General features: G+C 72.5%; 17 protein-coding genes. 9 read left to right on the top strand and 8 right to left on the bottom strand.

Annotated elements, in window-relative coordinates:
- Window positions 1–91 precede the first annotated feature (91 nt).
- Window positions 92–1,042 (bottom strand): helix-turn-helix domain-containing protein, encoded by a 951-nt coding sequence (locus ACBJ32_RS40340; RefSeq protein ID WP_375131267.1) that lies wholly within the window; start codon window positions 1,040–1,042, stop codon window positions 92–94.
- A gap of 213 nt (window positions 1,043–1,255) precedes the next feature.
- Here ACBJ32_RS40340 and ACBJ32_RS40335 point away from each other — a divergent pair, with 213 nt between their 5' ends.
- Together ACBJ32_RS40335 and ACBJ32_RS40330 are read left to right on the top strand one after the other, a co-directional pair.
- Window positions 1,256–2,911, top strand: a complete 1,656-nt coding sequence (locus ACBJ32_RS40335; RefSeq protein ID WP_375131266.1) for a serine hydrolase — start codon at window positions 1,256–1,258, stop codon at window positions 2,909–2,911.
- A gap of 71 nt (window positions 2,912–2,982) precedes the next feature.
- Window positions 2,983–3,993, top strand: coding sequence for a MerR family transcriptional regulator (locus ACBJ32_RS40330; protein WP_375131265.1), 1,011 nt, complete (start codon window positions 2,983–2,985; stop codon window positions 3,991–3,993).
- 103 nt (window positions 3,994–4,096) lie between these two features.
- On the opposite strand, the gene ACBJ32_RS40325 is transcribed toward ACBJ32_RS40330, so the two are convergent.
- The 4 genes from ACBJ32_RS40325 to ACBJ32_RS40310 all read right to left on the bottom strand — a co-directional run bounded on the left by ACBJ32_RS40325 (window position 4,097) and on the right by ACBJ32_RS40310 (window position 8,256).
- Window positions 4,097–5,323: an MFS transporter gene (locus ACBJ32_RS40325; RefSeq protein ID WP_375131264.1), complete on the bottom strand. Its 1,227-nt coding sequence runs from the start codon at window positions 5,321–5,323 to the stop codon at window positions 4,097–4,099.
- 183 nt (window positions 5,324–5,506) lie between these two features.
- On the bottom strand, window positions 5,507–6,223 hold the full coding sequence (locus tag ACBJ32_RS40320; RefSeq protein WP_375131263.1) for a dihydrofolate reductase family protein: 717 nt from the start codon (window positions 6,221–6,223) through the stop codon (window positions 5,507–5,509).
- A 231-nt stretch (window positions 6,224–6,454) separates the two neighbouring features.
- The gene (locus ACBJ32_RS40315; protein WP_375131262.1) at window positions 6,455–7,078 is read right to left on the bottom strand and encodes a response regulator; all 624 of its coding nucleotides are present in this window, start codon (window positions 7,076–7,078) and stop codon (window positions 6,455–6,457) included.
- Complete coding sequence (locus tag ACBJ32_RS40310; protein ID WP_375131261.1) at window positions 7,075–8,256, bottom strand: sensor histidine kinase; 1,182 nt, start codon at window positions 8,254–8,256, stop codon at window positions 7,075–7,077. The genes ACBJ32_RS40315 and ACBJ32_RS40310 overlap by 4 nt, the downstream gene beginning before the upstream one ends.
- 209 nt (window positions 8,257–8,465) lie before the next feature.
- Between ACBJ32_RS40310 and ACBJ32_RS40305 the strand changes: the two genes are divergently transcribed.
- Window positions 8,466–9,062, top strand: coding sequence for a heme-binding protein (locus ACBJ32_RS40305; RefSeq protein ID WP_375131260.1), 597 nt, complete (start codon window positions 8,466–8,468; stop codon window positions 9,060–9,062).
- 70 nt (window positions 9,063–9,132) lie between these two features.
- Window positions 9,133–9,726, top strand: a complete 594-nt coding sequence (locus ACBJ32_RS40300) for an ankyrin repeat domain-containing protein (protein WP_375131259.1) — start codon at window positions 9,133–9,135, stop codon at window positions 9,724–9,726.
- A gap of 118 nt (window positions 9,727–9,844) precedes the next feature.
- On the opposite strand, the gene ACBJ32_RS40295 is transcribed toward ACBJ32_RS40300, so the two are convergent.
- A complete protein-coding gene (locus tag ACBJ32_RS40295; RefSeq protein WP_375131258.1) occupies window positions 9,845–10,798 on the bottom strand; it encodes a DUF3500 domain-containing protein in 954 nt (317 codons plus the stop codon).
- A gap of 176 nt (window positions 10,799–10,974) precedes the next feature.
- Window positions 10,975–11,877: a LysR family transcriptional regulator gene (locus ACBJ32_RS40290; RefSeq protein WP_375131257.1), complete on the bottom strand. Its 903-nt coding sequence runs from the start codon at window positions 11,875–11,877 to the stop codon at window positions 10,975–10,977.
- A 97-nt stretch (window positions 11,878–11,974) separates the two neighbouring features.
- Here ACBJ32_RS40290 and ACBJ32_RS40285 point away from each other — a divergent pair, with 97 nt between their 5' ends.
- The gene (locus ACBJ32_RS40285; protein WP_375131256.1) at window positions 11,975–12,340 is read left to right on the top strand and encodes a YybH family protein; all 366 of its coding nucleotides are present in this window, start codon (window positions 11,975–11,977) and stop codon (window positions 12,338–12,340) included.
- A gap of 107 nt (window positions 12,341–12,447) precedes the next feature.
- Here the strand turns inward: ACBJ32_RS40285 and ACBJ32_RS40280 are convergent, their stop codons facing one another.
- Window positions 12,448–15,540, bottom strand: a complete 3,093-nt coding sequence (locus ACBJ32_RS40280) for a BTAD domain-containing putative transcriptional regulator (RefSeq protein WP_375131255.1) — start codon at window positions 15,538–15,540, stop codon at window positions 12,448–12,450.
- Between the two features lie 365 nt (window positions 15,541–15,905).
- Here ACBJ32_RS40280 and ACBJ32_RS40275 point away from each other — a divergent pair, with 365 nt between their 5' ends.
- The 4 genes from ACBJ32_RS40275 (at window position 15,906) to ACBJ32_RS40260 (ending at window position 19,734) form a co-directional block, all read left to right on the top strand.
- On the top strand, window positions 15,906–16,364 hold the full coding sequence (locus ACBJ32_RS40275) for a hypothetical protein (RefSeq protein ID WP_375131254.1): 459 nt from the start codon (window positions 15,906–15,908) through the stop codon (window positions 16,362–16,364).
- 111 nt (window positions 16,365–16,475) lie between these two features.
- Window positions 16,476–17,540: a sigma-70 family RNA polymerase sigma factor gene (locus tag ACBJ32_RS40270; protein WP_375131253.1), complete on the top strand. Its 1,065-nt coding sequence runs from the start codon at window positions 16,476–16,478 to the stop codon at window positions 17,538–17,540.
- Window positions 17,541–17,543: 3 nt separating this feature from the next.
- The gene (locus ACBJ32_RS40265) at window positions 17,544–18,950 is read left to right on the top strand and encodes an MFS transporter (protein WP_375131252.1); all 1,407 of its coding nucleotides are present in this window, start codon (window positions 17,544–17,546) and stop codon (window positions 18,948–18,950) included.
- Window positions 18,943–19,734: an isocitrate lyase/phosphoenolpyruvate mutase family protein gene (locus ACBJ32_RS40260; protein WP_375131251.1), complete on the top strand. Its 792-nt coding sequence runs from the start codon at window positions 18,943–18,945 to the stop codon at window positions 19,732–19,734. Before ACBJ32_RS40265 ends, ACBJ32_RS40260 begins: the two co-directional genes overlap by 8 nt.
- The last annotated feature ends 86 nt before the right edge of the window (window positions 19,735–19,820 follow it).

Raw genomic sequence — 19,820 nt, 5'->3', positions numbered from 1 at the left:
CCGAGAGTTCGCCCCAAATCCGCTTTGTTAATTCATCACTGTTTTATGCCATGGCTGGTGCCGCCGCCGGCGGGCTCCCGCCGGCCGGCCGTCAGCTGCGAGCCTCCTCGTCCCGGCGCGGACCGGCGGCCAGCGCGGCGCGTTGTGCCGCGCTCAGCCGGTCCGGCCTCGGGGTGACGGCGAACGTGCCGTGCCCGGCCCGCTCCACCGTGAGCGGGTCGGCGAGGGCTTCACGGCGGCCGATCGTGTCCAGGGCGCCGGCCGCCCGCTGGACCGGCCAGCCCAGCGCCGTGGCGAGCTCGTCCACGGAGAGTGGCCGCGCGGCGTGCACCAGCGCGGCCAGCACGGTCAGGGCGTCGCGGACGGCCGCGTCGGTGAGGCCACTGCCGTTCATCTGCTCGCTGATCCAGGCGAAGAAGCCGGCCATCCGGCCCAGCCGGGCACCGGCGGGCGAGCCGGCGCCGAAGATCTCGATCCCGCGCCGCGCGGCCGCCGCGACCTCGGCGTGTGCCCCGGTGTCGGCCTTGAACGCCCGGAGCCAGACGTCGTCGTCGATGACGTACCGCTCGCGGCGGCCGGACTCCTGCGTGCGCCTGACGAGCTCCATCTCCTCGAGGTAGCCGATGGCCTTGGACACCGACGCCGGGCTGACCTGGAGCCGGCGTACGAGCTCGGCGGACGTCAGGCTCCCGGACCCGGAGGTGAGCAGGCAGACGAACACCCGGGCGGGCATCCTCGGCAGGCCGACCCCGACGAGCAGCGCGGCGAACTGCTCCACGAAACCCCGCACGGCCTCGGCAGGCCGCCCTCCGGCCGGTGGCTCCGCGGCCTGCGCGGGCCTGCGGCGGCGGGCGCGTTGCCCGGCGGCCTGCTGGGCGCGGTCGGCCAGGTAGCCGCCGGGCGCGCTGTTGCGGGCCACTTCGCGGCTGATCGTGGAGGTGGGCCTGCCCAGCCGCCTGGCGATCTCGGCGTATCCCAGCCCGTCGGCCAGCCAGCTCGCGATCTGCCGGCGATCCTCGTGGGTCAGCCTGCCTCCGGGCATCAGCTCGCCTTCTGTCGATTCGGGAGTGCGTTCACCAACAGTACATTGCAACGACTGGTCGGCGCGAATTGCATTTATCGACAATATCAATGCAACGATTGACGTGAAAACCCAGTATGAACGCCCTCTTCAAGGGTTTTCTCGTTGACGGATCTTGAAACGCAACGTAGCCTTTTCGCGCTTGGAAAGAATCGGCTGGACGAGGAAACCCTGATGGCAACAACCTTGGACGTGACCCGGATGCGAGCGCGCCTCGCCGAGCTGCTCGCGGAGTACCGCATCCCGAGCGCCGCGATCGGCGTCCTGGCCGACGGTGAGATCACCGACTTCGCCGTCGGCGTCCGGAACATCTCCACGCGGGAGCCCGCGACGCCCGACACCATCTACCAGTGCGGCTCGGTGTCCAAGACCTGGACCGCCCTGGCCTTCATGCAGCTCGTCGACGAGGGGAAAGCCGCCCTCGACGAGCCGGTGCGCACCTACCTGCCTGATTTCCGGGTCGCCGACCCCGACGTCAGCGCCAAGGTCACGCCCCGCCACCTCCTCAACCACACCAGCGGCATCGAGGAGGACTACGGAGATCCGGGCGAGGACGACGACGTGTACGAGCGCATGGTGGCGAACCTCGCCGGCGCCCGCCAGGTCCACCCCCTGGGCCACACCCACGGCTACAGCCCCGCCCTGGGCTACGCCGTCCTCGCCCGCATCATGGAGGTGACCGACGGCAAGCGGTGGGACGACATCATGAAGGCCCGCCTGTTCGACCCCCTGGGACTGACCTCGACGACCAGCCGGCACGAGCACGCCGACCAGCACCGGGCCGCCACGGGATACCTCATCCGCTCCCTCGACGAGGGTCCCGTCCCCTCACCGCTGGCCCACCTGCCGCGCTCCTTCGGCCCCGGCGGCAACGTCAACACCACAGCCCGGGAACTGCTCACCATGGCCCGCGTCTTCATCGACGAAGGAACCGCCCCGAACGGGACCAGGATCGTCTCACCCGGCATCATCCGTGAGATGACGCAGTCGCGCGTCCCCGTCCCCGACCCGTACCTGTTCGGACCGGAATGGGCGCTCGGCCTCATCGTGTGCGACTGGCACGGCCACACCGTCTACGCCCACGACGGCAGCACGGTCAGCCAGAGCGCCCGCCTGCGGATCCTGCCGGAAGCGGGCATCGCCATCTCGATGCTGGCCAACGCCGGGCCACGCGACAGCTTCTACCGGAAGGTGTTCAACCACATCCTGGCCGAACTCGGCGCGGTCACCATCCCCGACCTGCCCCAGCCCGACCCGGCCCTGGCCCTCGACCTGTCCAGGTACGAAGGCTCCTACGAGCGCCCCGGCACCCGCTACGAGGTGGCGGCCGAACGCGGAAAGCTCCACCTGAGATTCACCCTCAACCCCATGGAGGCACACCTCCTCAACAAACCGGAAAAGCTCGACTACGAGCTGCTCCCGATCAGCGAGACCCACTTCTTGATGCCTTCGGACGACCCGCTGGAAGACCCTCAGACCGTCGCGATCTACGACTTCAAGAACGGCTCCGCACAGTACCTGCACACCAATTGCCGAGTGAATCCAAGAGTCAACGAGAAGGGCGCCACGATGCACGTCATGGCCGTTTCCACGATTTCCGACAACGATGCTTTCTGGGACGCCCTGAAGCAGGCGTACGGCCGCCTCCCCAGCGGCGCCACATGGACGATGTCGGTGGCGAGCACCGACGGGAGCAAGGCGGTGAACGTCATCGTCCACGACTCGCTCGACGCCGTCAGGACCTTCTTCGACGACCATGCCGGCCCCTTCGCCACCACGGAGTACTTCGAGGCCGACGCGGCCAACGCGGTCGGACTCCCCACGGCCTGACCGCTCCCCGCACGGCCGCCCGTCCAGAAACCGCTTGCGTCTCAAGCAGCTTGAGGTACCACAGTGGCCCCATGAACGACCACGACCTGTACCCCATCGGGGACGCCGCGCGCCGCAGCGGCCTGAGCGTGAGCGCCGTCCGCTTCTACGCCGACACCGGGCTCATCACCCCCACGGCCCTGAACGAGGCCGGCCACCGGCTGTACGACATCCAGGCCATCGCCCGGCTCGAACTCGTCCGCACCCTGCGTGAGCTGGACACCGACCTGGACGAGATCCGCCGCCTGCTCGAAGGCGGCACCACCCTGCACGACCTGCTCACCACGCACCTGGAGATCGTCGAGCGCCAGGAGCGCACCCTGCGGGCCAGGCGGGCCGTGCTCAGGACCCTCATCCGACAGGGCGGCACGACGGCGCAGGCCGACCTGATGCACAAGCTCGTCTCGATGACCGACGAGGAACGCGAACGGACCATCGACGACTTCTGGAACGACGTCGGCCAGGACCTCGACGTCCCCGAGGGCTTCGTCGACCGGTTGCGGGCGATGCGCCCCGTCCTGCCCGCCGACCCCACGGCCGCCCAGCTCGAAGCCTGGATCGAGCTGGGCGACCTGGTGTCGGACCCGGCCTTCCGCGAAGCGGTCCGCACCTACCTGCAAGACACCTACTCCGCGCCGGAAGCCCGGGTCCTGGCCACCGAGCCGTTCCAGGAGTTCATGCACGAGAGCGGAGCCCCGCTCGTGGAAGAGCTCCTCGCCGCGCACCGGGCCGGGCACTCCCCCCGCTCACCCCGGGCCCAGCAGGCCGTCACACGCTTCATGGAAGCGGCCACCGCGCTGTCCGGCACACCGCTCACGCCCGAGGTCCGCGACCGGATGGCCGACGGATACCGGCAGATCCCCGACATCCTTCGCCGGATCGCCGAAGAGGAAGCCACCTCCGAACGCCCCGTCTACGACGCCACCCACGGCCGGTACCTGTCCCTGGTGGCGCTCATCAACGGGACCGCGACCGAGGAGGGCCCCGACTCCCTCCCCTACACCTGGATCGCCGACGCCATGCGCGCCGCCTCCGAGCCATGACCTGACCGGCGACGAACAGGCCCTTCCGGCGCATCGGCGGAAGGGCACACAGGCTCGAACGCAAGCCGTGACCCAGCCGCCACGCTGCGGCGTCTCCCCGCCATCAGTCGTCGTGGGCGATGAGCATGAGCTGCCGCCACAGCAGCACCACGAACACCGCGGAGCCCGCGAAGGCGAACCAGAAGGGCGCCGCGACACCGAAGTGGGTGGCCAGGACACCGCCGATCAACGAGCCCACCACCAGGCCGGCGTAGACGCAGATGGTGTTGACGCTGCCCACCCGGCCCTGCAGCTCGTGCGGCACCGCCCGCTGCCGGACGGTGACCGAGGTCGTGCCCCAGATGAAAGCGTGCGCGCCGAAGACCAGGAAGATGCCTCCGGCGATCCACGGCGAGTGGGTCAGGGCCAGACCCAGGTGGGTGAGCGTCTCGATGATGAGCCCGATCCGCATCAGGGCGCCCAGGCTCACCTTGCGGGTGATGGCCCCGTACAGGCCGGTGCCGATCAACCCGCCGATCCCGCCGAGGGTGGTCATCAGGCCGAAGCCGATGGCGCCGAGGCCGAGCTGCTCCTGGGTGTAGAGGACGAGGACCGACCAGGCCGCGCCGAACGTGAAGTTGAAGATCAGGATGGTGAGCGCCAGCGTGCGGACCGCCGCGTGCTGGACGGTCCAGGTGAACCCGGCGAGGAGTTCCCGGACGGTGTCGGGCGCGGGATCGCCGGCCTGCCGGCCGTGCGGCGGCAGCGTGATGCGGGAGACCAGGACGATCCCGGCCGCCACCAGGAGCAGCTGGCCCGCGAACGGCCAGGTCAGGCCCAGGCCGAACAGCGCCGCGCCGATCGGCGGCCCGGCGAGCTGGTTGAGCGTGATGAAACCCGTGCCCAGGCGGGCGTTGGCGATGACGAGATCGTCCTTGCTCACCATCATGGGCGTCAGCGTGGCCGTCGCGTTGTCGGCGAACACCTCGGCGATGGACCGGAGCGTGAGCGCCACCAGTGCCGTCGCCACGGTCACGGTGCCGGTCACCATCAGCGTGACGAGCGCCGCCAGCACCACCGCCCGCACCGCGTTCGCGACGAGCACGATGCCGCGCCGGTTGTACCGGTCCGACAGCACGCCCGCGTACAGGCCGAACAGCAGCGGAGGCGCCCAGCTCACCAGGGCCGCCAGCGAGATCAGCAGCGGGTCGCGGGTCAACGTCGCGATCAGCAGCGGGCCCGCCGCGGCCGCGATCCCGTCACCGAGGTTCGTCAGCCAGCTCGAGGCCAGCAACCACCTGAACCCTGTCCCCAGCCGGGCAGGGAGAACTCGCTCAACCACTGTGATCACGAGCGTAGAACCTTACGTTTTGCCGGGATCCATGGCAACGCGTTTTCTGGTCCGGCGGCACCAGCGCGCGCCCGCCGCCCGCCCGGCACCTGGCTCCGAACAGCAAGTCGTCCGTGCCGAAGGGGCCGCCCGCGCGCCGCGTGCGACCCCCGCCCCGACTTACGGCTCGGCTAACGGCTCGGCTTACGGCTCGTCCGGGCTCGCGGGCATCGGCCGGCCGGTGCCGCTTCCGCGGTCGTCGAGCACGAGTGCCGCGCGGCCGTTGACCGTGTAGCGCACGTGCGTGACGTCCGGGGTGTGGACGACCCTGGTCGGTGTCAGCTCGATCGCCTCCTTGCCGGCGAGGTCGAGATCGGCGTCGAAGAGCCGCATCCCGGTGCCGAGCACGACGGGGACGATGTGGAGGTCCAGCTCGTCCAGCAGGCCGGCCTTGAGCACCTGGCGTACCAGGCTGCCGCCGCCGGCGATGGCGACGTTCTTGCCGCCGGCCGCGGCGCGGGCCTGCTCGACGGCGGCGGCCATGCCGTCGGTGACGTAGGTGAAGCTGGTGCCGCCCCGGCGCACCACGGTCTGGCGGGGGCGGTGCGTCACGACGAAGACGGGTGCGTGGAACGGCGGCTCCTCCCCCCAGGGAACCTCGCCGCCGTCGGCCATGCGCCGGCCCATCACGTAGGCGCCGGCGGCCTCGAACGACTCGGCGACGAGGTCGGAGCTCGTGCTCTGCTCGCCGCCGGCGAAGCCCTGCCGCTCGCGCCAGGACATGGCGTCGATCATCCAGCGGGTGATCCTGAAGAACCCCGCGGCCTCCGCCGAGTCCGTCCAGTCTCCGTCGCCGCTGTGCCGGGTGCCCGCGTAGAAGCCGTCCAGTGACACCGACAGCTGTGCCGTGACCTTGGTCATCGTGCTTCGCCTTCCTCCTCCTGGCGGCGCCCCGGTCGGGCCCGCTCGCCAGGAGGTCGTAGCCGCCGGCCGGTTCTCTACATCGTCCTGCCGTCGCCTGTGCAGCCCGCCGCGTGTCACCTCTTCATCCGTGGGCCTGCGATGCGGTCACGTCCACGGTGAACGGCACGGCCTGAACCGGAAGGGCTCGCCACCTGGCCGTCCACGCGATCGGCGACGCGACCGCGCAGGTCAGGGCAGCCTGATGAGGCGCCGCTCGACGGCGGCGGTGACGGCGGCGGTACGCGTGTCCACGCCGAGCTTGCCGTAGATGTGCACCAGGTGGGTCTTGACCGTCGCCTCGGTGATGAACAGCCGCCTGGCGATCTCGCGGTTGCCCGCACCGCTCGCCAGCAGCTCCAGGATCTCCACCTCCCGCACGCTCAGCGCCGGGCCCGGGTCGCGCAGCCGCCGCATCATCCGGGTCGCCACCTTGGCCGACAGCACGCTCTCGCCCCTGGCCGCGGCCCTGATGCCCTGGAACAGCTCCTCCGGCGGGCACACCTTCAGCAGGTACCCGGTGGCCCCCGCGGCGACGGCGCGCATGACGTCCGCGTCGGTCTCGTACGTCGTCAGGACCAGGACCTGCGGCGGTGAGGGCAGCGCCCGGATCCGGCGGGTGGCCTCGACCCCGTCGATGCCGTCGCCGAGCTGGAGGTCCATGAGCACGACGTCGGGACGGTGCGCGGCGATCCCGCTCAGCGCCTCGTCGGCGCCGGACGCCTCGCCGACGATCTCGATGTCGTCCTCGCCGCCGAGCAGCGCCACCAGCCCCGCCCGGACGACCGGGTGGTCGTCCACCAGGAACAGCCTCACCGCGCCCCCTCCCGCCCGTGCGGATCTCCGGACGGCCGGACGGGGACCCTGGCCGCGACCGCCGTGCCCTCGCCAGGGGCGCTCTCGACGATCAGGACGCCACCCACCTCGTCCAGCCGCTCGCGCATCGCGCGCAGACCGTATCCGCGTCCGGGAGCGGGGGCCGGCTCGGCGAACCCCGCCCCGTCGTCGAAGACGTCCAGCGTGACCTCGCCGTCCAGGTAGGACAGGGTCACCGTGGCGCTCTCGGCGCCCGCGTGGTCGCGGACGTTGGCCAGCGCGCCCTGTGCGACTCGCAGCAGCGCCGTCTGCACGCCAGGCTCCAGCGGGTACTGCTCGCCCTCCAGCCTCAGCCGCACGCGCGGCCCGCCGCCGTCGCCGCCTGTGCTCGCGCAGAGGCGGCCGAGCGCCTCGGGCAACGTCCCGTTGTCCAGGCCCGGCGGCCGCAGGTCGCGGACGAACCTGCGGGCCTCGTCGAGGTTCTCCGCGGCGGCCGCGGCGGCCCGCCGTACGTGGGCGCGGGCGAGGTCGGGGTCGGTGGCCCAGACGCGGTCGGCGGCCTGCAGCAGGATGCCCATGCTGGTCAGCCCCTGCGCGAGCGTGTCGTGGATCTCCCTGGCCAGCCGCTCGCGCTCCTCCAGCACGCCGGTACGGTGCCGCGAGCCGGCCAGCGTCTCCCGGGTGCCGATCAGGTCGTCGATGAGCAGCTGACGGGCGGCGCTCTCGCGCTGGAGCTCCCAGAACGTCACCGCCGTCATCGCGGCGATCCCGATGGGCGCGAGGATCAGGCTCGGGTCGATCTCCCGGGCGATCTTGGTCTGCGCCGCGATCACCACCAGCGTGAGCGCCGCCGCAGCCACCGCGAACGCGCGCGCGTCCAGCAACCGCAGGCACAGGAAGAGCAGCGGCACCGCGCACCAGCTGAACGACGGCGCGAGCACCACCAGCCCCAGCCAGACCACCGCCACGCAGCCGAGCCAGACCAGCCGCCCGCGCCCGAGCCAGCTCCACAACACCATGCCGGCCAGGTACGCCAGGGCGAGGACGGCGCAGACGGCCAGCGACGTCACGGTCTGCGCGACCATGCCGTGCCGGGACACCAGCCTCCATGCCGAGGCGGCCAGCAGCAGGTAGAAGCCCGCATGCATGGCCCAGTTGAGCCAGACGCGCTCCCTCATCACCCTCCCTGTCCGTTCTGCCCCGACCCTATGCAGTGCCAGGGACCGGCCGGACCGGGACGGCGGCACATCAACCGATCGGTTGACCGGCGGCTCAACCGCTTGGCGCCGCGGGATCGCCCGTGCTCCCGATGGCTCGCGGCGCCGCCGCTGAAAGGCTTTGACCTGCTCGAACACCCCATGTGAAACCTGACGAAACGGAAGAGACGATGACCGGTTCCCGCCGCATCCGCCTGATCGCCGCCGGCCCGCTCGCGGGCCTCGCCCTCCTGGGCGCGACCCTCGGCCCCACCGCCGCAGAGGCGTCCTCTCCTCTCGGCCGCACCGCCGCCGAGGTGTCCTCTCCCACCCCTGCCACGTCGGTACGGGGCTCGCGCGCGGCCCAGCCGGTCGTCCAGACCGAGGTGCTTTCGGCCGGCGCCGCCCTGGAGATCGCCGAGGCGGCGATGCAGGAGGCCGCCAGGCAGAAGCAGCGCGTCACCGTGGTGATCGTCGACCGTTCGGGCGCGACCCGGCTGGTGCTGAAGGGCGACGGTGCCGGCCCGCAGACCGAGGAGTCGGCCAGGCGCAAGGCGTTCACAGCCGTCTCCTTCGGCCGGGCGACCAGCGAGCTCGCCAAGGGGCTGAACGGTGACGGCCCGACCATCGCCGACATCCCCGGTACGCTCTTCCTCGGCGGCGGAGTCCCCGTCACCTCCGGCGGCGCGCCCGTGGCGGGCATCGGCGTCGGCGGGGCGCCGAGCGGCGACCTCGACGAGGCCATCGCCCGCGCCGGTCTCAAGGCGGTCGCGGACCGGCTGCGATGAAGGGCGCGAGATCGACGGGAGTGGTTCGGTGCTCGCCGCATGCGGCCGCCGCGAGACCAAGGGAGAAACTGTGCTCGACGAGGAACTGCTGGCAGCCGCGGCACGAGGGGATGCCGCCGCAGTCCGGGACGCGCTGCGGTCCGGGGCGGACATCGAGGCCCGCGACGGCCGGCGCCGCACGGCGCTGCTGCTCGCCGCCGCGGCCGACCACGTCGAGGTGGCCGAGGTGCTGGTGGAGGCCGGTGCCGACCCCGACGCGCAGGACGCCCGCCAGGACACGCCCTGGCTCGTCACCGGTGTCACCGGCAGCGTCGCGATGCTGCGCACGCTCCTGCCGGCCGGTCCCGACCTGACCGTGCGCAACCGGTACGGAGGCGTCTCCCTCATCCCGGCCTGCGAGCGGGGGCATGTCGACTACGTCCGCGAGGTGCTGAAGACCGGGATCGACGTGAACCACGTCAACGACCTCGGCTGGACCGGCCTGCTGGAGGCCGTCATCCTCGGCGACGGCGGCGGGCCGTACCAGGAGATCGTGCGCCTGCTGATCGCCGCGGGCGCCGACGTGAACCTCGCCGACCGCGACGGGGTGACGCCGCTCGCCCACGCGCTCGCCAAGGGCCAGGGCGAGGTGGCCGCCCTCCTGCGCACCGCCGGAGCCCGCTGACCGCCCGCCGTCCTCACCGCCTCAGGCGGGGCGGGGGCGGGATCGGCGTACGGGCTGCCCGGGCCCGCACGAAGGGCACGCCGGGCGCGAGATGGACCGGGCCGGCCGGCCCGGATGATCAGTGCTGGTCGGCGTAGTGCCGCGCGAGCAGGTCCACGCCCCAGTCGTCACGCAGATCGCGCCAGACGGAGTGGATGTGGTTGGCCTCGTCCTGCGTGTTGTCGTACTCCAGCAGGAACGTGGGCCCGGCGACGCAGTAGTAGTGGCCCTGTCCTCGCTGGTCGGAGCCCATCCACGCGAACGTCACCTTGTCGAGGCCGGCATCGAGCGCGTGCCGCCAGCAGGTCTCGCCGTACCAGCCGGGGGCGCGGTCGAAGTAGCGGCGGACCAGCCGCTCCAGCAGGTCCTTCGACGTGGTCGACATGTCGGCGTAGGACAGTCCGCAGGGAATCCGGTCGGGGTCGGCGACGGGATCGTTGCGGGTGAGGATGTCGTCGGGGGCCACCTCGCTGGTGATCGCGGTGGACCGCTGGTGCGGGGCGAGGTCGGCGAGCAGGGCCCGGCCCATGTCCTCCTCCTCGGCCAGCAGCCGCAGGCCCCGCTGTGGCCCGGACAGCACCATGGCCGGTTCGGCGCCCAGGAAGCTCGGCGTGACGGCGATCGAGTCGCCGACGACCGTGATGTGCACCGCGAGGTGGTGGCCGTTGACCCGCCACGCCCATGGCTGCGGCCCTCCCGGCTCGCCGAACACCCGGAACCAGTAGCGGTCACCGTCGATCTCGTCGACACCGGTCACCAGGCGCCGCCGGACCCGCTCCAGCTCGATGACGCCTCTCGCGACGCGCGACCCGGCGAGACCGCAGCCGAGGTCGAGCAGGGCGAGCGCCAGCTCCTGCTGCCTCGAGGTCATCTCGACCAGCGGCAGCCCCGGACGCGGGCCGGGCAGGTAGAACCACTCGGTGCGCTCGGGCGAGCCGAACGCCGCCGTCGCCGCGGCTCTCCGCTCGGTGTCGAGCGAGCCGAGGAAGCGCAACGCCGCCTGCCGCATCAGCTGGACGTCATGGCTACTCATGAAGGGTTCCTTAAGGGGTGGGGGTGCCGCCACAGAGATCAGAACATCGGGGTCCTGATGCCACGAACCGCAACATACTGCACTTTAACGGCATATGGCGCGGCCCCTTTGCCGATGTTCGTCACCGTGCCGATCGCGGCGGCGTCTTTCGCGCCCAGGGGACGGCTGACCGGCTCTCAACGCGGGGCGGCGTCGTCTCCCCCGAAGAACGCACGGCGGCCGCAACGCAGCATCTCGCGTACCGCCGGGCTGTTCGACCGCCGCCAGACCAGGGCGAGCAGGGCGGGCGCCGCCACGTCGTCGATGAGCAGGCCGGTGAGCCGGTCGCGGTAGTGCGCGGCCATCGACTCGCTCAGCACCGCCACCCCGAGCCCGCGTACGGCCAGGTCGGCGATGGCGTCGGCGGCGCTGGCCGCCAGGGAGACGACCGGCCGCAGGCCCTGGGCGGCGCACGCCTGGTCGAACAGGGTGCGCAGGCCGGTGCCCGGCGGCATGCACACGATCGCGTGCTCGCACAGCTCGCGCAGGGTGACCGCCCGGCCGCCCCGCGCCAGCGGATGGCCGGGCGGGACCGCGGCGACGAGCCGTTCCTCGATGATCGTCAGCGCCTCCAGCCCGTCGAGCGTGGCGGTGGTGGTGCCGACGAGCGCCAGGTCGACGGCACCGTCGCGGACGGCGGCCGCCAGGCGGTCGGAGTTGTCCTCCAGCAGCGAGAGCTCGACGCCGGGATGCGCCGCGTGGAAGGCGGCCAGCGCCTCGAACAGCGGCGTGACCGTGCAGCCGATCACCATGCCGACCGTCAGCCGCCCTCTGATCAGGCCGGTGACCTCCCCCACCGCCTGGCCGACCGCCCCGGCGGCGGCCAGCGCCGCGCGGGCGTGCTCGAGCGCAGCCTTGCCGGCGACGGTGAGGGTGGCCGCGCGGGCCGAACGGTCGAACAGCTCGGCGCCGAGCTCGCGTTCGAGCTGGCGGATCTGGGCGCTGACGCCGGACTGGCTGATGTGCACCCGCTCGGCGGCCCGGGTGAAGCTCTGCTCCTCGGCGACCGCCACGAAGTATTCGAGCTGCCTCAGTTCCATAACTCTCAATTCTAGATGTCATCGGAACTAGCTGTTGGACTTCTAGATCGGAGCGCGGCAGGCTGGAGGGACCGAGACACGCAGAGGAGAGAACTCCATGACCGAGTACGAGAAGGCCATGCGGCCTGAGGACATCACCCGGCTGTTCGTCGAGCGTTCCAACGCCGGGGACGCGGCCGGGGTCGCCGCGCTGTACGAGGAGGACGCGGTGATCGCCTACCCGCCGGGCAGCCGGACCACCGGCCGCGCGGCCATCCAGGAGCTGTGGGAGAAGGTGCTGGCCGGCCGTCCGCGTTTCGAGCCGGAGCAGCCGCTGCCGACGCTCATCAGCGGGGAGCTCGCCCTCACCTCCACCCCGCCCAGGGACGGGGCCGGCGCCCGGGCCCAGGTCGTGCGCCGCCAGCCGGACGGAAGCTGGCTGCGCGTGCTCGACCAGCCCGAGTTCGTCACCCCCGCCCGCTGACGGTCCCCGCCCGCGGGCGCGCCGGGCTCTCGCCGATCCGATCGGCTACCAGCGGGCGCGCCGGGCTGTCGCCGGTCCGATCGGCCATCGGCGGGCGCGCGCGTCGTTCACGGAGCGAGCGTGATCTCCGCCAGCTCACGCCACTCCCGCTGCCGGCCCTCACGAACCGCCTCGGTGAACGCCTCCTCACCGAGCCGGTCGCGCGTGTCCGCCGTGATCCGGGCAACGTCCGGCAGCGAACGGTCCGGCGTGCCGCGCACGGCCTCGCTCGCGGCGAGCAGGCGCACGGCCTGCTCGTCCTGCCCCTGCCGCAGCGCGAGATCCGCGATCCCGACCAGTATCTCGGCCACCATCGGCGGATACGGCTGCTCCACGACCATCCGGAACGCCTCGGCCCGATGCCCCCGCGCCTCCTCGAGATCCTCGGCGAGGTAACCCTGGAGGTCCAGGGCCTGGGCGTGGACGGCGTCGCCCACGTCCGCGCCGCCCAGCACCGCCCGCACCGTGGCCAGGTGCTCGCGTGCCTCGTCCGGCTCGCCGCGCCAGCGGGCCAGCTGTGCCTTCGACAGCGCCAGTCCGGCGAGCGTCCCCGGCCAGGTGATCCCGTCCGCGCACCGCTGGGCCTCCGCCATGGCCGACGCGCTGGACCGCTCGTCGCCGGCCAGCCAGTGGAGCTGCGCCTGCCGCGTCCGCAGCCCGACCACGTCCTCGCCCGCGCCCACCTCGGCCAGCGCCACGGCCGCCTCCTCGTAATGCTCGCACGCGCACGCGAACTCGCCGCGCAGAGCGAGCCGGTCGGCCCGGAACGTCAGCGCCAGCGAGATCCCCCACCGGTCGCCCAGCGCGCGGAACTCGGCCAGGCCGATCTCGAGGTCGGTGTCCACGTCGGTCTCGTCGCGTTCCAGCGTGAGCCGGAACCTGGCACGGCTGAGCCTGGCCTGCGCGCGCACCCACGGATCGTCGTCGGCGATGAGCGGCTCGAACGCGGGCATGACCTCCGCGGGGTTCTCCAGCAGCCGCTCCAGCGGCGCGACGAACCCGACCATCGGACTGCGATGCTCCGGCCTGGCGAACCGGTGCGCCTTCTCGATCCACTCGCGCGCCTGGAACTGATCGCCGCCAGGCCCCGAGGAGACGAACACCGCCAGGATCGTGTACGCCAGCGCCCGCACCTCGTCGGGCACCTCACCCGGCAGCGAGGCCGCCGCGATGCCCAGCTCGGTGCCCTCGGCCCGGTGCCCGCTGAGGAACCAGTACCAGCCTGTCGCCCCGACCAGCCGCATCGCCTCCTCGGCCCAGCCCTCGGCGATCGCCCCGCGCATGGCCGCGCTCAGGTTGTCGTGCTCGGCCTGCAGCGTGGCCAGCCACTCCATCTGCTCGGCCCGCCGAAGGTGCGGATCGGCCGTCTCGGCCAGCTCGACGAAGTAGGCCAGATGCGCCCGCCGTACCGGCTCGCTCTCCCCGGCTTCGGCGAGCCGGTGCGCCGCGTACTCCCTGATGGTGTCGAGCATCCGGTAACGCGGCAGGTCATCGCCGTCGGCGACCAGCAGCGACTTCTCGATCAACGCCGTCAGCACGTCGAGCACGTGCTCCCCCGCGAACGTCTCGCCGCCGCACACCCGCTCGGCCGCCTCCAGGCTCGCCCCGCCGGAGAACACCGACAGCCGCCGCAGCACGCCGCGCTCGGCCTCGCTCAGCAGATCCCAGCTCCAGTCCACGACCGCGCGCAGCGTCTTGTGCCGGGCGAGCGCCGTACGGCTGCCGCTGGTCAACAGCCGGAACCGGTCGTCGAGCCGGCGTGCCAGCTGATCGACCGACATCGTCCGCAGCCGCGCCGCGGCCAGCTCGATCGCCAGCGGGATCCCGTCCAGCGCCCGGCAGATGCCCGCCATGACCGCCAGGGTCGGCGTGTCGGAGCCGATGTCCTTGCGCACCAGGGCCGCGCGGTCCCGCAACAACCGCACCGCCGGAGAGGACCGGACCTCGTCGGCGCCGGCGCCCTGCGCGGGCAGCGCGAGCGGCTCGACCTGCCACAGCACCTCCCCCGTGATGCCCAGCGGCTCCCTGCTCGTCGCCAGGATCCGCAACCTCCGGCACTCCCCCAGCAGCCGATCCGCGAACTCCGCGGCCTCCTCGATCACGTGCTCGCAGTTGTCCAGGATCAGCAGGATCGTCCGCTCCCGGATCGCGGCGATGAGCCGATCCATCGGCTCCCCGCCCCGCGCGCCGCCCAGCACGGCCTGGTCCCGCAGGCCGATCACGGTGAGCGTGGCCTGCGCCAGCTCGCCACCCGCCCGTGCCGACGCCAGCTCGACCAGCCACGCGCCGTCCGGCAGCTCGGCCAGCATCCTGCGCGCGGTCTCGGTGGCCAGCCGCGTCTTGCCGGAACCGCCCGGCCCCGTGAGCGTGACCAGCCGATGCTTGACGGCCAGCCCGGCCACCGTGGCGACGTCATCGTCCTTGCCGACGAAGCTCGTCAGCTCGGCGCGCAGGTTCGTCCGGCGGTTCTCCGCCCGCTCGCCCAGCTCGCCCCGCAGCAACGCCGTGTGCAGCGCCGACAGCTCCGCCGACGGATCGGCGCCCAGCTCCTCGGCCAGCAGCTCCCGCGTCCGCTGGAACACGGTCAACGCCTCGGTCCCGCGGCCCGCCTCGGCCAGCGCCCGCATCAGCGCCGCCACGAACCCCTCCCGCAGCGGATACGTGGCGACCAGCTCGGTCAGCTCAGAGACCAGCTCGGAGCCGCGGCCGAGCCGGATGTCGGCGTCCACCCGGTCCCCGAGCGCGGCCACGTGCAGCTCGTCCAGCCGCGCGACCGCCGCGTCGAACAGCTCGCTGTCACGCAGCGCGATGTCGGCCATCGCCGAACCACGCCACAACGCCAACGCCGAACGCAGCAGTTCCGCGCGCTCCGCGGGCTCCGCCGCCGCCCGTGCCTTGCCGACCAGCTGCTCGAACCGCCACACGTCCACGGCTTCAGGAGCGACCGCCAGCCGGTACCCGCCCGCGTCCGCCTCGATCACGCCGTCCGGCAGCACCCTGCGCAGCCTCGACACCAACGCCTGCAGGGCGTTCACCTCGTCCGAGGGCGGCTGCTCCCCCCAGATCCAGTCCACCAGCCTCGCCCGCGTGACGATCCGCCCGGGCTCCAGGGCGAGCGCGGCGAGCAACCCGCGCAGCCGAATCCCAGGAACCTCCACCACGGCCCCATCACGGCCTCTGACCTCGAACGGTCCTAGCAATCCGACTCGCACGCCAGCCATTGTGCCGAACCCGGACGATCCAGACGAACCGCCACCGCTCCCAGCCCGCCCTCGCCACCGATCTTCACCGGACCGTTATCAGGGGCCCGGCTGACGGGCCCGGGTCTCCCGATCAGCGCCGGTCGCTCCTGTGTCCGCCGGGTAACTGCGGATGAGAGTCCACGGCAGCCCGCTGGAGCGTCCGCCGGAACCACGGCACGATCATGCGGGTTGCAGTCGCCGTGCAAGCGGCACCTGATCGACTGGCCGCATCGGAACGGATCAGGCCGGCCCACCAGGCCCGCCCTTCAGCGTGAGGTAGCAGGATGGCATCGACTGTCTTCGGAACCACGGCCGTGATCGCGGTGGTCGTGGGTGTGGTGTTGTTCCTCAGGTTGAGGCGCAAGCCGGAGACCCGGGCCGGGGCGTACATCAGCGCGACGTTCCTGTTCCTGGGCGCGGGGATCCTCACCATGGGCTCCGTCTCGTTCGCGAGCCTGGAGTCCGCCGCGCTGCGGACGTTCACGGAGCAGGAGCGCGCGGCGGCGATGCCGTGCGACGCGGCGGTCCTGGGGGCCGAGGAGACGTCCAACAAGCTCAACGGGCGCTACATCTGGCTGCTGCGGCTGCGCGTCACCCCTCAGGCCGGCAGCCCGTACGAGATCGAGCGCACGGCCCGGCTCACCTCGTCCATGGGCGAACGCCTGGAGCGGGGCGGTGTGGTGCTCCCCTGCCTGGTGGCCCGCACCGACAACACCCGGATCGAGATCCCCGCGCTGGCCTGAGGTTCCCGGCGACGAGCGGAGGCCGGAAAAATCGCGCGACGGCCGACCGCTTTCCGCGGCCGCTGGTGTCCATCCATGTGAAGACAGGATGACGAGACACCAGGAGTCACGATGCGAGAGATCCCGCCGACCGGGGTCCCCGATGCCGTTGCGGAGCTGCTGGAAGCGGCGCGCAGCGGAGACGGCGAGGCGTTCCGCAGGCTGATCGAGCCGTACCGGCGCGAGCTTCAGGTGCACTGTTACCGCATCCTCGGCTCGGTGCAGGACGCCGAGGACCTGCTGCAGGAGACGCTGCTGGCCGCGTGGCGCGGCATCGGTGACTACCAGGAGCGCGCGTCGCTGCGGACGTGGCTCTACCGGATCGCGACCAACCGCTGCCTCAACGCTCTGCGGGCCGCCGGGCGCCGCCCGCGGGATCCGGCGGCCTACCGGACGGAGGTACCGATGCCCGAGCCGTCGCGCCGCAGGGAGGAGCCGAGCTGGCTGGAGCCGTACCCGGACGTGCTGCTCGGCGAGATCGCCGACCAGTTGCCGGGGCCGGAGGCCAGGTACGAGGTCAGGGAGTCGGTGTCGCTGGCGTTCCTGGCGGCGCTGCAGCAGCTGCCGCCGAGGCAGCGGGCCGTCCTGGTGCTGCGGGACGTGCTGGGATTCCGCGCCGCCGAGGTGGCGGGCATGCTCGACACCTCCGAGAACGCGGTGACGATGGCGCTCAAGCGAGCGCGGGCCGCGCTGGCGCGCGACTTGCCCGGCGGCCGGGAGAGCGGCCCGCTGCCGGACTCGCCGCAGGAACGCCGGATCGTGGACGAGTTCAGCCGCGCGCTCCAGGCCGGCGACGTGGCTGCCATCGTCGCCATGCTGACGGACGACGCGTGGCTGACGATGCCGCCGATGCCGCTGGAGTACCAGGGCCCGGATGCCATCGGGCACTTCCTGTCCACGGTCGCGGTGCGCGGCTGCCGGCGCTACGTGCTGGTCCCGACCCGGGCGAACGGCCAGCCGGCGTTCGGCTGCTACCTGCGCGACCCGCGCACCCCGGTCCTGCACGCGTACGGCCTGCTCGTCCTGACCCTGGCCGGGGACCGCATCTCGGCGCTGACGCGCTTCCACGACAACTCGTTCCTGCCGATGTTCGGCCTGCCCCGGTCGCTGCGCGGCCTCCCGTCGGGCGAGCGCTGAGAGATGCGATCCAAGCAGGCATGGGGGGTGGGGCTCGCCTCGCTGGCGTCGTTCATGATGGCGCTGGACAGCCTGGTCGTGACGACGGCGCTGAGCACCATCCGGCAGGACCTGACGGCCTCGATCGAGGCACTCGAGTGGGTGGTCAACGCCTACAGCCTGGCGCTCGCGGTCCTGCTGCCGACCGGTGCGGCGCTGGGTGACAGGTACGGCCGCCGCCGCATGTTCGCGGCCGGGCTGGCGGTGTTCACCCTCGCCTCGGCGGCCTGCGCGCTGTCCCCCGGGATCGGCGCGCTGATCGTGTCCAGGGCGTTGCAGGGCACCGGCGCCGCGATGGTGCTGCCGCTGTCGCTCACCCTGGTCAGCACGCTGTTCCCGCCGCGGGAGCGGGGCAGGGCGATGGGGCTGTACCTGGGCATCACGGGGCTGGCGACGTTCAGCGGCCCGTTCGTCGGTGGCGTCATCGCCGAAGGGCTGGCCTGGCAGTGGATCTTCTGGGTGAACCTGCCGATCGGCCTGGTCGCGATCCTGCTCACGGCGCTGCGCGTGGACGAGAGCCGCGGCCCCGGCGGGCGGTTCGACCTGGGCGGGGTGGTGCTGGTGAGCTCGGGCGCGTTCGGCGTCGTCTGGGCCCTGGTGCGCGGGAACGCGGCGGGCTGGGGCAGCGCGGAGGTGCTGGGGGCGCTGCTGCTCGGCGTCGCGCTGCTCGTCGCGTTCGTGCTCTGGGAACGGCGGGCCGAGGCGCCGATGTTGCCGATGCGGTTCTTCCGGCTCCGGGCGTTCGCCACGGCCAACCCGGCGAACTTCCTCGTGTTCGCCTCGCTGTACGGCACGATGTTCTTCCTCGCGCAGTACTTCCAGACCGTCCACGGTGACGGGCCGCTCGTCGCCGGGCTGCGGCTGATGCCGTGGACGGCGACGCTGATGGTCTGCGCGCCGATCGCCGGGCGGCTGGCCGACAGGGTGGGCGAGCGGGCGTTCGTGGTGGGCGGCCTGCTGCTCCAGACGCTCGGCATGGGCTGGATCGCCCTGGTCGCCGGCCCCGGCACGGGCTACCTCGAACTGCTGCCCGCCCTGATCGTCGGCTCGGCCGGGCTGACCATGGCCATGCCCGCCGCCCAGAAGGCGGTGGTCGGCGCGGTGCGCCCGCAGGAGATCGGGCAGGCGTCCGGCGCGTTCATGACGCTGCGGATCCTCGGCGGGGTGTTCGGCGTCGCCGTCGCGGTCTTCGCCAGTACGGGCGGCTACGCCTCGCCCGAGGAGTTCAGTACGGGTTTCGCCGCGGGGATGGGCGCGGTCACCGTGCTCGCGTTCCTCGGCATGCTCGTCGCGCTCGGCATGCCGGGCGGACGAGCGGCCGCCGTGGCGGCACCACCGATGACCCGCGAAAGGGAGGAAGTTCATGAGTGACACATCTCGCCCGGCGCTGCCGGGGATGGCGGCCGGCCTGCGCGAGCTGCACGTGCCCGGCGATCCGCTCGTGCTGGCCAACGTCTGGGACGCCGCCTCGGCCCGGATCGCCGAGGCGGCCGGCTTCCCGGCGCTGGCCACGAGCAGCGCGGCCACGGCCGCGGTACTCGGCTACGACGACGGTGAGCAGGCTCCGGTCGGCGAGGTGCTGGCCGCCGCCGCGCGGATCGTCCGCGCGGTGCGCGTGCCGGTGACGGTCGACTTCGAGCGCGGCTACGGGCTCGCGCCGGCCAAGCTGGTCGAACGGTTCGCCGCGACCGGGGCCACCGGGCTGAACCTGGAGGATTCGCACCCGGCGACCGGCGACCTGGTGGACGCGTCCGAGCAGGCGGACTTCCTGTCCGCGGTGCGCGAGGCGGCGGTGTCGCTGGGCGTGGACCTGGTGATCAACGCGCGTACGGACCTGTTCCTGCGCCGGCCCGTGCCGCCGGAGGCGCAGCTCGCCGGGACGCTGGACCGCGGTGCCCGCTACCTCGCGGCCGGCGCGGACTGCGTCTACCCGATCGGCGCCGGGGATCCCGCGGTGATCCGGGTGCTGGCCGGGGGCGTTCCCGGTCCCGTCAACATCGCGTACGGGAACGGGAAGCTGTCGCGGGCCGAGCTCGCGGCGCTCGGCGTCGCGCGGGTGAGCTTCGGGCCTGCGTTGCAGCGGCACCTGTACGGCACGTTCGGCTCCGCGATCTTCTCGGCGGTGGCCTCCGGTGAGAACCCCTTCACGCTCTGAGCCGCTTCGCATGCCGTATCCGGTGGATTCTGATCGTCCGGGGCCGTCGGCCCCGGGCGCCGGTGGTGGCCGGGGCCGTCGTGCGA

The sequence above is a fragment of the Nonomuraea sp. GTA35 genome, assembly GCF_041950525.1.
Classification (GTDB): Bacteria; Actinomycetota; Actinomycetes; order Streptosporangiales; family Streptosporangiaceae; genus Nonomuraea.
This window is presented reverse-complemented; position numbering and strand designations above follow the sequence as displayed.